The organism is Psychrobacter sp. UBA3068, from assembly GCF_002366815.1.
GTDB classification, from domain to species: Bacteria; Pseudomonadota; Gammaproteobacteria; order Pseudomonadales; family Moraxellaceae; genus Psychrobacter; species Psychrobacter namhaensis.
In genome coordinates this window covers 44,231-57,630 of record NZ_DFBY01000014.1, presented here as the reverse complement: position 1 = coordinate 57,630, position 13,400 = coordinate 44,231, and the positions used below count along the sequence as shown (strand labels likewise).

General features: G+C 43.3%; 11 protein-coding genes. 8 read left to right on the top strand and 3 right to left on the bottom strand.

The features are described 5' to 3' along the window. The first annotated feature begins 101 nt into the window (after positions 1-101). Positions 102-545: a S24 family peptidase gene (locus tag B2P60_RS12330; protein ID WP_414706620.1), complete on the top strand. Its 444-nt coding sequence runs from the start codon at positions 102-104 to the stop codon at positions 543-545. Positions 546-1,313: 768 nt separating this feature from the next. On the opposite strand, the gene B2P60_RS03660 is transcribed toward B2P60_RS12330, so the two are convergent. Beyond that, positions 1,314-1,559 carry a hypothetical protein gene (locus tag B2P60_RS03660; protein WP_193006679.1) on the bottom strand — a complete coding sequence of 82 codons (246 nt, stop codon included), beginning with the start codon at positions 1,557-1,559 and terminating at the stop codon, positions 1,314-1,316. Between the two features lie 367 nt (positions 1,560-1,926). Here B2P60_RS03660 and dinB point away from each other — a divergent pair, with 367 nt between their 5' ends. From dinB to infA, 7 genes are all read left to right on the top strand, one after another. Then, positions 1,927-3,012 (top strand): DNA polymerase IV, encoded by a 1,086-nt coding sequence (dinB, locus tag B2P60_RS03655; protein ID WP_193006678.1) that lies wholly within the window; start codon positions 1,927-1,929, stop codon positions 3,010-3,012. Positions 3,013-3,222: 210 nt separating this feature from the next. Continuing rightward, complete coding sequence (gene queA, locus B2P60_RS03650; protein WP_414706621.1) at positions 3,223-4,386, top strand: tRNA preQ1(34) S-adenosylmethionine ribosyltransferase-isomerase QueA; 1,164 nt, start codon at positions 3,223-3,225, stop codon at positions 4,384-4,386. Between the two features lie 204 nt (positions 4,387-4,590). Further along, complete coding sequence (locus B2P60_RS03645; protein ID WP_286739508.1) at positions 4,591-6,204, top strand: type IV pilus assembly protein FimV; 1,614 nt, start codon at positions 4,591-4,593, stop codon at positions 6,202-6,204. A gap of 51 nt (positions 6,205-6,255) precedes the next feature. After that, complete coding sequence (locus tag B2P60_RS03640; RefSeq protein WP_286739505.1) at positions 6,256-7,902, top strand: FimV/HubP family polar landmark protein; 1,647 nt, start codon at positions 6,256-6,258, stop codon at positions 7,900-7,902. A 132-nt stretch (positions 7,903-8,034) separates the two neighbouring features. Beyond that, complete coding sequence (locus tag B2P60_RS03635) at positions 8,035-9,135, top strand: asparaginase (RefSeq protein WP_226949556.1); 1,101 nt, start codon at positions 8,035-8,037, stop codon at positions 9,133-9,135. Between the two features lie 42 nt (positions 9,136-9,177). Continuing rightward, complete coding sequence (gene truA, locus B2P60_RS03630) at positions 9,178-10,017, top strand: tRNA pseudouridine(38-40) synthase TruA (RefSeq protein ID WP_193006674.1); 840 nt, start codon at positions 9,178-9,180, stop codon at positions 10,015-10,017. Between the two features lie 106 nt (positions 10,018-10,123). Then, the gene (gene infA / locus B2P60_RS03625; protein ID WP_021814850.1) at positions 10,124-10,345 is read left to right on the top strand and encodes a translation initiation factor IF-1; all 222 of its coding nucleotides are present in this window, start codon (positions 10,124-10,126) and stop codon (positions 10,343-10,345) included. 272 nt (positions 10,346-10,617) lie between these two features. Here infA and B2P60_RS03620 read toward each other — a convergent pair whose 3' ends face one another. Both B2P60_RS03620 and leuB read right to left on the bottom strand, forming a co-directional pair. Further along, positions 10,618-11,736, bottom strand: a complete 1,119-nt coding sequence (locus B2P60_RS03620; RefSeq protein WP_286739504.1) for a L,D-transpeptidase family protein — start codon at positions 11,734-11,736, stop codon at positions 10,618-10,620. Positions 11,737-12,177: 441 nt separating this feature from the next. Next, on the bottom strand, positions 12,178-13,281 hold the full coding sequence (leuB, locus tag B2P60_RS03615; RefSeq protein ID WP_230710534.1) for a 3-isopropylmalate dehydrogenase: 1,104 nt from the start codon (positions 13,279-13,281) through the stop codon (positions 12,178-12,180). Between the last annotated feature and the right edge of the window lie 119 nt (positions 13,282-13,400).

The window sequence follows — 13,400 nt, the reverse complement described above, 5'->3', positions numbered from 1 at the left end:
CTTAAGTTTGGGAGGGTTACCATAGGTAGTAGTGAAAAAGGTTGCTCACGTATTATAAAATATAGCGTTAGCAACCTTTTTGTATTTATCATTTTACTTAGGTGGTGTGCTTAATATTGGGGTTTGAAAATAGGTCGACCTTAGAACAGATAAAGAAATATCCCAATTTAAGTGTTTTTATAGAAAATTTTAAACATGTAGAACAACCATTAAGGTCGCAATCTGAAATTGCTGAACGGACGAACAGTAACTTAAGTAAGACCCTATTCTATAATCAAGAAGACCATAGCATGCAGCCGATAATCACTATTGGTGCACAGTGCTCAGTAGATTTAACTAAACGCACTATAAAAAACGGCAAGTTTTACTTGATAAGAACGGATAGCTTTTACGGGGTAAGAGCACTATTTAATCAGTCTGATGGTGGCCTGCTACTACAATGTAAGAACAAGGAATATCCAGATGAGAAAATTTCTAAATCCAAAACAGACAGCTTAGAGGTTCTCGGTTATGTTTATGCTTGGACTAATATGGATCCTTGGTAAAGAAATGTCTTAACGTGACCTTAAAGCTACTTATGAAGAGTACTAAATATTAAAAAAAGGTCATCTGCACCTTTAGGAAGCATAAGCAAATAATAAGCTCGACTATCCAAACGCGCTAAATCAATAGTTTAATGACAATCGCTCGAATCTGAAGAGGATCAGTGATATTAAATGCATTTGGACTACTAAGGACTGCTTGTATCTAATGTATAATAAAGAATTATGTACTAGAGAGCTTATTGGCTAAGCAATAAATAAATGTACGCAGCTGATTCGATATGCTGCGCATTCAATGTAATAATTAGGGATAAACGGTTGGGTCAAAGTTTAATTATTACAATCTATATAATTTAATATTTTGTACAATCTGCTGATAACTTTTTTGGTACTCTTAACTGAATCGAAGTCCGTTACATAAATGCGTTTCATCATATTAAAATTAACGACGAGATCTAAAACTAGTTAAACAAACCAATTTTTAAAAGTAATTTTGATACTTATTTGATACTTGAAAAATATTGTTACATCTTTTTAGTTATAGTTAAATATAGTTAATTTAACCCTAAGTAATTGTTTATAAATATATTTTATCTCTACTCATTGCTTATTATCGTTAAGTATATCTAGTTATTTGAGATAGCCAAAGGATTCAAAATCCGTTGCCTTTAAAAGCGTGTCGGTTCGAGTCCGACCACTGGTACCAATACTAAAACAATCTAGCCTCCTCTTTTGGAGGTTTTTTTGTGTCAGTCGTATTTGTCGTGGTGCTTACATCTCTATTTCGTGTTGCGTGACAGCACTAATTTTTATGGGGACGGCAAAGCTCCATGGTGTACCAGCACGGCAGTGAAAGTATCCGTCATGAAATGACACGATATAAGCAGTAAAATCATTATCATAGTGATCCATCATGGCTTGCTCATCACTTTCATCACAGACCGCACACCATATTTGTTTATGTCCGCCTGCTAGCATCGCTCGCGTTAAATCGCTCCCTTTTAGTTCATTATTCATCTTTAGCTCCTTAATTCTTTTAAACACCTTGAAAACTATGCAGTTTTAAAGCGTTAATATTACCAAACACCTTTTTCATGTTTGGTACGAGCCATAAGCAGTGTCTTTTTTTATTTATAAAGAGGCAAAGAAGACACTGTTTATCGTTCCCCCGTGATTGATTACGTTGGAGATTCTAGTGTAGAACACCAGCGTCAAAACTGTAACATTTACCTAAAATATTCATGACAGACGGTTAAATTGTCGTGATAAAAGGTAGCGAAGAAAAACCAAATTTAATAAATGTAGTATTCTGCATAAATGGCATTTTTATTCCACTAACGATTGATACTGACGTCAAGCGGTGAAGTCAGATAAGATAACAGTTATGACAGCTTCTACAAATCCGAGCCTTCGTAAGATTATTCATATCGATATGGATGCTTTTTACGCCAGTGTTGAACAGCGTGACTTTCCTGAGTTGCGTGGTAAGCCATTGGTTGTTGGGGGCGATCCGAATGGTCGCGGTGTGGTCGCAGCGGCCAGTTATGAGGTACGGCAATTTGGTGTCCGTTCCGCTATGTCCTGTTATGAGGCACGCAAACGTTGTCCAGCGGTCATCTTTGTACGTCCGCGTTTTGAAGTTTATCGAGCCGTCAGCAGCAAAATTCGTGAGATCATGTACGACTTAACGCCTCTTGTGGAACCCTTGTCATTAGATGAGGCTTACTTGGATGTCACTGGCTTGCAAGTTCATCAAGGTTCAGCGACGTTAATGGCCAATTGGCTAAGGGCGCAAATCCTAGCGCACACAGGTTTAACGGCTTCGGCTGGGGTATCATTTAACAAGATGTTGGCCAAAATCGCTTCGGATATCAATAAACCCAATGGCATAGCCGTGATCACGCCAACAGATGCTGACGCCTTTATCAGTACGCTACCTATCGAGCGCTTTCACGGTATTGGCAAGGCCACTGCCAAGCGTTTACACGCGATGGGCGTGAAGAGTGGCGCTGATCTTAAGCACACGCCAGCTGCGGTATTGGTGCAGGAGTTTGGCAAGCGCGGACAGTTCTATCATGATATTGCTCATGGCCGTGATGAGCGTGCGGTAAAACCTGAACGTACGTATAAGTCTGTTGGTTCGGAGACCACATTCAAAGACAATTTACACAATGATGATGAACTGCGAGTCCAGATTTATGAACAAAACAAAGATGCGTTTCATCAGATGCAAAAAAAACAACTCATTGCCTACACCATTACGTTAAAAGTCAAATATGCAGACTTTACTCAAATTACGCGCTCACACACCCTATCGACTGCTTTTGACAGTGCTGAATCCGCACATTATTGGTTAGATAAGCTGTTTTTAGACATTCCACGCGAGCTGCCTATTCGCCTCGTCGGCGTTACTTTCTCATCATTAGCACCAGCTGCACAGTTACGGCCGCAGTTAAATTTATTTGAGTAATGTAGTCTATAATTTTTTTCATAGAACTTTACTGATTATTATTAAATTTTACTTAGGCTATTTAAAAGTTTCAGAGCGTTTTTATATGTCTGCGTTTCTATTAAACTGTCCTTTCATAGCCTCATTTCTGCTACAATTACGCCAAAATTTACATTCATTTAAAGACTGATTATGACCAACTCTCACTCTGTAGATACTGATACTAGCGCAATGATTGATTCCGATAAAAATAATGACACTTTGAGTTATCTGAGCGTCGATGACTACGATTATGAGCTACCAGATAGCTTGATTGCTCGCTATCCGCTGTCACAGCGTTCTGCTTCAAAACTTCTGTATTTGCCCACCAGTGCACAAAGAAACCCTACCCAAGTCGAAGATCGCTTATTTGCTGAGTTGCCGGACTTGTTAAATGAGGGTGACTTAATCGTATTTAATGATACCAAGGTAATGAAAGCGCGCTTGTTTGGCCAAAAAGACACTGGCGGTAAGGTTGAAATACTGATTGAGCGTTTGGTTGATATATCAGACTTGGATACAACGACGCTGCATTTAGAAACAACAAACGAGACACCCGTCAATCGAGAGCATCTTGCCCTTTGTCATGTCAAAGCCAGTAAAGCACCCAAGCTTGGCCAACGCCTGCACCTTGCCGATGATCATATGAATGCGGTGATGGTTGGCCGTCAAGATAACTTATTTATCCTAGCGTTTGAGGCACCTATTTTGCCGCATTTAGAGCTTTACGGTGAGTTGCCTATTCCGCCTTATTTTGAGCGCCACGCTGATGAGACAGACAATACCCGCTACCAAACGGTCTTTCACGATCCAACCAAGCTTGCGAGTGTGGCGGCCCCTACCGCAAGCTTACACTTTGATGAATCCGTACTCAGTAAGCTTACGGCAAAAGGTGTGAATACGGCTTTTGTGACGCTACACGTTGGCGCTGGTACGTTTGCTCCTGTGAAAACAGACAACCTACTCAATCACACCATGCATAGCGAATATGCCCATCTGCCGCAAGCCACTGCCGAGCTTATTAATCAAACGCATGCAAATGGCAAAAAAGTCATTGCTGTTGGCACGACCGTCACGCGCGTTCTCGAAACGGCGTATCAAAAAACCGCCAGTGATGGACAAGCCCTTTCTAGCTGGTCAGGGGATACGGATATATTTATTTATCCAGGGTTTAAGTTTGGGGTCATAGATCGCTTGTTGACCAATTTTCACTTACCCAAATCAACTCTGTTAATGCTGGTGTCGGCGTTTTCGGGTAAAGCGGCTATTGAACAGGCTTATCAGCATGCCATCAAAAACCAGTATCGATTCTTTAGCTACGGTGATGCGATGCTGCTTGATAAAAAATCTGACTGAACACGATAAAGACATTTTTTATGGTGTGCCCAACAGTTATGAAATAAACTGGTAAACTAAACACTATTTTGTTATAACAGCAAAGATAACTTATCTTCATCTCCTAAAGGGCGGCTCATGTCTTGTCATTTATCTCATCGCTTGACTCCTGTATATCGCGCGATATCAATGACACTTCTCTGTTCGGTGGGCTACGTCGCTCTCATGTCGAGCACACAAGCTGCTACGATTGGCAAGACGGTTGTGACCTCTGCTCAACATGAGCCCCTCACCGCGAGTATTACGGTCACTGGCATACAAGCAGCGGATTTTTCCGCCAGCTTGGCAAGCCCAGTCATTTATCAGCAAATGGGACTTACCCCAACGGACTCCATGACGATACGCTTTACGCCTACCTCGGCGACCAGTGGTCAAGTATTTATTAGTACCTCAAAGCCTGTGTCTAAACCTTTTGCTGATGTGGTGTTGGCCATAAACGATAATGGTCAGCGCAATGTCGTCCCTAAGACTTTACTGATGCCACTTAGTGATAGCCTACCGATTGACACGACAAAACATATTGTGACAGGCGCCAAAAAACCCAACTTGCCAAGCGTTTCTGCCAGTGTGGCTAAACCCTTGACCGTTCGAGAAGGGGCACCGCCGCCACTCATATCAGCGCCTAGTAGACAAGCCCCTAGTATTCAAACCCCTACTGTGACCGCTACACAACAAAGTAACAACTTGGCTTACGCCCCTAGTCGTTTAGATAGCGGCCGCTTAGCTAATGCCCACTTAAACTCAGACAGCAGTGCTGTGACCATTAGTATTAATAATGGTACTAATAATACCGACAGCAACTCTGTTCAGCGTGCAGCTCATAATCAGACGGGTAACAAAACCGATGTAAATGACGCGGCCACAATCAGTGGTAAAGCGTTAGTGAAGGACAGTAATACGCCTACTACAGTCACGACTAACAAACCCTTGGACGTGTTAAATATACAAGTCACTCGTCAAATACAGCCCAGTAGTCAATCAGAGAAGGGCATGGTCGCTACTACGCCTACTCTTCCAGCTCCAGAATACAACGAAGTAAATACTCTAAAGACCGTTTCAGCCAGCAATGTACCTACCAGCACCGTTGAAGCGGCAACGCCTAACGTAGTCCGTAGCAGTAGTAGTACTAACACCATCGCAGCTAATAGCACTACCGCCCAGTATCAGGTGCAGCGCAACGATAGTCTATGGGTTATAGCACAGCAAATCGCGCAAGAAAACAATCTAGATATCCAAACAGTGATGAAACAGATCCAATCACAAAATCCGGACGCTTTTATCAATAAAGACGCGGATCAATTAAAAGCAGATGCCAAACTACACTTACCTAGTTACGACGTCATACCCTCACAAAAAGACCTAGAAGCCGCTATCAGTGCGCAAAGACTGTATAGTCGCAGAACGAAGCCACTTGTGCCAAAAAAATCCGCTAAGTCACCCTCCAACACATCGCCTGAGACGACAAAAACGGCCAAACGTTCTGATAAACCAACAATCACTAAAACACAAACATTACCAAAAGCACAGTTTTCAGTGCTAGCGCCTGGTAGTGAGGGTCGTGCAGATGGGACACAAGAAAAATCAGCAGCGACAACAGGCAACGGTGTCAGCACAGATATATTGGCCACGCTTAAAGCCTCAAGACAAACTGCCGCGTCACAAGCTCAGCGCTTGTCAAAAACCAGTAGTGCACTGGATAGCTACACTAAAAAAATTCAACTACAAAACCAAAAACTGGCTGAGCTACAAGCTCGTCTCAAAAAACTACGCAATCAATAATTGCCTGACTGATCAACACAGTGTGCCATGATCATAGGCGTGGGAGTAACTATGGACAATATGCTATATATCATCGCCGGATTGGTGCTTATCTTATTAGTCGCGGGTTTGGTACTGCGCAAACAAAAAGCGCAGAAACCTTCAGTACCACCGTCAGGCAGGAAAGTAGCGATGCCAACTGCAACGGCTAAAACGGATCATGATGCTCCTGCCCAAAGCAATAAAGGTGACGACAAAAAATTCGACCATATTACCATTGCCCAACGCTTTATAGATCAACAGCGCTATGACAAAGCGATTGAAACGCTCAATCGTGGTCTTAAAGAAAAGCCGCATGATAGCCAGTTGTCGCTGAAGCTACTTAGTGTGTACGCTACTACCAATCAGCCAGAAAACTTTCAACACGTGTATGACGCTATCAAGACTCAGAACGATGCAACCAGCATCGCGCGAGCCGATGAGCTAAAGGCTCTATTTTTTGAAGAGCAGAGTCAAGACGTGACACAAGAGGTGCCGGTAGAAGATAACCCCAACTTTGAAAGTATTGATTTTGATTTAGCGAGCAGTCCAGTCGCTGAGAAAAAAGCTCTTGCCGACCAGCCAGACGCTGACGAAAATAGTAGTACTTTGATAGACGCGCCTAGCGCCACCCCCACACTTTCAAATGATTTGCATGAGGTTAACGCTGCCAGTGAAAATAGCGCAGACGACTTTGACCTTAGTCTGAGCGATTTTGAAAATGACTTCGATGAACCCAACACTACTAGCGTCTCTCCTGTCACATCGTTAGATAGTACAGACTTAGATAGTACAGACGATGACAGCCGTGATGTCTCCACCACGGATGACGCTATCACCAGCGAAGACACTGACATTAGTGACTTTGATTTTAGTTTTGACGCATCTGAAGAAAACACTACACTGACAGAGTCCCCTGTCCATCCAAATAGCCCTGATAGTGCGGCTGAAGAGTTGTCGCTAGATAATGAAGAATTTATTTTAGACTTTGACGATTTAGCGAGCGATGTCGATAAAGAAACGGAACAACCTGCCGCTGAAGCATTGGCGCTTGATACCACTCAAGCAGATGACAATGACTTTACTTTATCTTTAGACAGTTTAGACGAAACAAATAGCCCAGAGACAGTATTAGAAAACGAAAATCCTGTGTTTGCAGATGACAGTAGCGATAGTGATGGTTTTATTCTTGAAGACGCTGATGTTGAAGAGAGTAAACTTGAAGACAACGATATTGAGCATGGTGAGATTGCAGAACTGTCCCTCGATGATGACTTACAACTCGATGATGACTTAGAAAATGCGCTTGATGAAGAGTCTAGTACCACACCAACTGCTCCGTTGTTATTTGATGATCACATTTTAATAGACGATGACTTCGATCTTGACTCTTTGTCTGACTCACCAACAGCAGCCACCCCAGATGCTCCGGTTGAAATCAACACTGACATTACTACTGAAGCAGAGGCGGAAACAGCAGAAGACTTCTCATCACGTTTTTCAGCAGACTTTGACTTTGTGAAATCGTTAGACAGTCATCAAGTGACGCTAGACTTGGCGGCTCAGTATCTACAATTAGGCGAATATGACAGTGCCAAGCGTTTGCTGAATGAAGTGATGGTTCAGGGTAATAGTGAACAGCAAAATCAAGCCAAAGCATTACTTGAGCGTACAGCGTAGTAAATCGCCCGCTCGCGCAACAGCAGGTATTCTATCATTGTGGGATACTTGCTGATTTTTTTGCGTTCAACCGTTATATTATGACTAGCCTCTTTTTTCTCTCACACTTTTTTATTGCACCAAGACTATACTATGCCCTCTTCTGCTATGACAAAGACCCTCTCTGATCCCATTCAACTGATTTATGCTGGTGGCACCTTTGGTAGCTATGGGCGACCCTTAGCGCCATTATCAGCAGAAGTGTTTTTACCCACGTTACAAAAACTCTTGGCTGATCAAGATAATGCTATCAATTTGCCGAAAATTTCATGGTTAGATAACCCACTGATTAAAGACAGTAGTCAACTGACGCCTAGCGATTTTACGCACTTCTATCAGCTGCTGCTAACAGCATATGCGCAAGGTGACAAGCGCTTTGTGGTCATCACTGGTACTGATACCTTAAGTTATTTGGGTGCATTTTTAGCAGAAGCCTTCGCAGGTAGCGATATTTGTGTCGTTGTCACCGGAAGTATGCGCCCATTATTGGACAGCGAGAACCTACATGCTTATAGTATCGATGCCCATAGCGATGCTTGGGACAACCTTAACGAGGCGCTAAAACTAGCAGCGGCTGGTGAGGCAGGTGTCAAGATAAGTTTTGGCGGTGAAGCTTGGCCTGCGCAGACAGTACAAAAGATTCACAGTCATGATTTGATGGCATTTACCGGTCATGCTCGGGCAGCATATCCAGCCAATAGTTATATAAAAAACCTCTCAGATATCCGCCGGCAGCATTGGCTTGATGATCGGCAAGAAATATTAAGTAGCATTCAAAGCCGCGCTCACTATGCCCGCGTTCATGCTTTATACTGTTTGCCGAATGACGTTGAGGTCATCACTCAACAACTCCAAGCCCTATTATCACAGCAACCCTGTGGCATTATTCTATTAGGCTTTGGCGCTGGTAATATTCCTTATTCAAAAGCCTTGGCAGATACGCTAGAGCTGGCTCATGAAAAAGGACACATGGTGATATGTGCCAGCCAATGCCCGTTTGGGGGTGTTAGCGATAACTATGCCGCTGGCAGTTGGCAATATGACCATCATGTCATTGCTGGTGGTCGTTTAACCATTCCTGCTATTTATGCACGGTTACTGTGGTTACTACTACGTTATGACACCCCAGCAAGGCGCAGACAGCGCTGGTTGAACAGTATCAATCAAACTGGCACGACCATCAAAAAACGGTAAACCACCATTCATTATTCTCACTTTATAAGCGCCGAAACGCCAATGTCCCAGACTAAAATCAGTAAACCTGAACGTTCGCCAACTTACACGTTAGCGATTGCGATTGAATTTTTAGGCACACATTACCACGGCTGGCAGCGGCAACGAGAGGTGCTGGGTGTGCAAGAGGCACTAGAGACGGCTATTGGTAAAGTCGCCAACGAGCCAGTAGAGGTCATCGCCGCTGGGCGTACCGATGCCAGCGTGCATGCCAGCAATATGATTGCCCATTTCACCACTCACGCGTATCGTCCCACTCACAACTGGTTGCGCGGCGTCAACAGCTTACTACCTGACGATATCGCGCTACGCTGGGTACAACCGATGCCAGCTGACTTTCATGCGCGCTTTGGTGCTATTGCCCGTCGTTATCGCTATATTACGCTCAATCAAACGCAACGTCCGGCGATACTCAATCATCAAGTGACGCACATCTATGAACCTCTCGACTTAGCAGCAATGCAACGGGCAGCGGCTGATATCGTTGGTACTCACGATTTTAGTAGTTACCGGGCGGCGGCTTGCCAATCCAATCAGCCAGTGCGTAACGTCAGCCACGCAAGGATTTTTGCTCATGGTCAGTTTATCGTTTTTGACATTCAAGCAGATGGGTTCTTACACCATATGGTGCGCAACTTAATGGGCACCTTACATGCCATTGGCAAGTATGAGTTAGTACCAGACGATTTTTTGAACATTTTGAATAAAAAAGACCGTACCATTGCACCGCCTACCGCTTCTGGTGATGGCTTATATTTTATTAATGCTTACTATCCTGAGCGCTTCCAACAACTGTTGCCAGACGCGCCTTTAACCCCTATTTGGCTCAATTTACCTGATTGACATACATATCACTTACAGGCTGTCAAGTCAAAACCAGGTTTCGTATTGCTTTAATCCGCTAACTTACGTATAATATGGGCTTATTTTTAACTGATTGATACAAATTATGGCAAAAGACGATATTATTGAATTTGAAGGCGAAGTCATCGACACCCTTCCTAATACTTTATTTAAAGTTCGTTTAGAAAACGGACACGAAATCATTGCGCACATCTCTGGTAAAATGCGTAAGCATTATATCCGCATCTTGACTGGTGATAAGGTTAAGGTTGAAATGACGCCTTATGACCTGTCTAAAGGTCGTATTACTTACCGTGGTAAAAACTAAATTTTGCTTAACTAAAATGGTTATAAAAGCATTTTTGTAAATACAGCCAGCTACTAACTATTAAATAGCTTCTTTATTACTGATATGAATGCTTGAGTGGTTTAACTGATAATAATAATGAAAATGCTAATCTGCTCATTATTGCCTATCAATGTTTTAGTGTTCAATAAAATTCCTGTTTTACCATAAAAAATACCGCTCATTTCAGCGGTATTTTTTTGTCTGGTTTTTACAGTTTATTGGAATAAAAACGTCACCTCAAGATCAAGGATTTATTTAAATTCAACCGTCGCATCATCCTTAATTACGCCCAAAAGCGCCAATGCATCCCAATTGGTCAACCGTACGCAACCCGCTGAGGCCTGACGGCTAATGCGAGCGGGATCTGGTGAACCATGAATACCATAGGAAGGTTTGCTAAGACCAATCCAAACCAATCCGACTGGGTTGTTAGGACCTGGAGGAATGATAGATTTTTCTCCGTCATCAGCTGTGTACGTATAGTTAGGCTCATGAATTTTCACTTCTACGGTGTGGGTTCCTGTTGGCGATGGGGTTGCTGTACTACCCACTGTCGTCGGATAACTGGCAACTAATTTGCCATTTTCACCGTAGGCGTATAATGTTTCTGTCGCCTTGTCCGCAACGATGCGGCTAACAGGCTTAGTATTAGGATTACCGGGATTATAGACAGTGATCGTCTCACCCGCAGTAAAACTGGCGTTAGGGTTCAGGGCTTTTAAATACTTCTCGCTGAGATGAAATTTTTCTGCTAACGCTTCTGGGATACTCTCATAGTACATACCATCGAGTTTGGCTTTGGCTTCAGCACTAGCAGGAATAGTGGTCGTCGTGACATTCACGTCAGCATCGGTAAGCTGATACTTGACCAACACTGGCTGCCTCGCGAGTTTTTCGTTTTTGGTCAGCGCTTGCCATGTCTCATTGTTTAGAGTGTCAGTAACAGTTAGACCATTTGCCTTTTGGAACGCTTGCATTGCTTTACGAGTATTTTTGCCCCAATAGCCGTCCACAGGTCCAGCACCATTATGATGCCAATTCAACAACGCCTGCAATTTCGTACCAACATTACGGTCTACATCTGACCCTGCGGTCCAAGTGGCGTCATTTACTTTTTTGGCCACGGTTGATAAGTTATCTGTCGTATACTTGATAGTAGGAAGTAACTCGTTTAGCGATGTTACCGCCTTGCTATCTCCTGTGAGCTTTTGACTGACGCCATTGGTCACGGGGCTGATATCTTGAGTAGTGCCTGCTGCATTACCCACACTCGCGCTATCCGTCGTTGCGGCAACGCTCTGCCCTATAAACATAGCCGTAGAGACGCCAATCATAGCTAGCGCCGTGCTCATTTTTTTTAATTGATACATGTCACACTCCTAATTTTTTATAAAATCGTTATTTTTTTTAAGGTTATCAAGGTTTGTTATTTTGAATTTTTGACCCTTTCATGATGAAGTTTATTGAAAGCCGACGTTTCATCCCTGCTACCTTCTAAGGCAGCCGTCAATTTTTTATTCCTTTACAAGTATAGTTATGGTGCCATAACCCTCTGTGAGCATATAACAGCTTTGTGTTAAAAAGACCTGCCTTGTACAGTGTCTCTGTTAATGATGGCTCATCATTTACGCTGCATTGTTAGAATCGAGATTCTATTAGCCATTTTTCTCTTCATTGAGATCAGTGTCCTAACACCAATAATAGCGCCATAAAAAACCCATAAATTGCTTAGCAACTTATGGGCGGAACAATCACAAAATGAGAATGGCAAAAATTCTATAAAAAATACGGCTGTACGAGAAGTGGTTTGTTTATAGCAGCTTGGCCAACACGGCTTGACCCATTTCTTGACAGCCTACCTGCTTCAATCCAGCTTCACTGCTATCTAAGATATCAACAGTACGAAGTCCATCATCTAAAACATCACTTACCGCTTGCTCGATCACTTGGGCGGCCGCTTCTTGCTTAAACGTATAACGCAGCATCATGGCGACAGACAAAATAGTGGCCAGTGGATTGGCTTTATCTTGTCCAGCAATATCAGGCGCCGAACCATGGCATGGCTCATACATGCCTTTACCTGCTTCATCAAGGCTGGCTGACGGTAGCATACCAATAGAGCCTGTTAGCATCGCAGCTTCATCAGATAAGATGTCACCAAACATATTGCCCGTCACCATAACATCGAACTGTTTAGGGTCTTTAATCAATTGCATACAAGCGTTATCCGCGTACATATGCGACAGTGCCACATCGCTATAGTCCGCTTGCTGCATTTGGGTCATCGTCTGCTTCCACAGCTCGGTGACCTCTAAGACGTTCGCTTTATCTACTGAGCAAACTTTTGCTGCCGTACCCGCTGCTTCGGCACGCGTTTTTGCCAGCTCAAAAGCAACCTTTCCGATACGTTTGATCTCGCTTGTGCTATAGACCATGGTGTTATAGCCTTGCTGCTCGCCATTTTCTAACGTGCGAATACCACGTGGCTCACCAAAATAAATACCACCCGTCAGCTCACGTACGATCAGCAAATCTAAGCCTGCAATGATATCAGGTTTGATACTTGAGGCATTGGCAAGCTGCGGATACAGCTTTGCCACGCGTAGGTTGGCAAATAAACCAAGCTCCCCACGAATTTTCAAAAGGCCACGCTCAGGACGTTTGCTACGTTCAATACCATCCCACTTAGGCCCACCAACGGCCCCCAGTAATACGGCATCTGCTGCACGTGCGCGCGCCAACGTCTCATCAGGCAAAGGCTCACCAGTCGCATCAATGGCCACACCACCAATCAAACCCGATTCTAGGGTCAAACCTAAAGCAAATTTTTTGTTGATAGCTTCGAGCACATCAATGGCTTGAGTCATGATTTCAGGGCCGATACCATCGCCTGCTAATGTTAAAATCGTTGCCATACTGGTCCTTTTGAATAGGTGGTTTATATTGATTAGAGACTTTATTAATTAGAGACACTGTAACTTAAAGGGTACGAATAAGTTTGATACTCTAATGCGCTGTTTATTTTGTTTTGGCT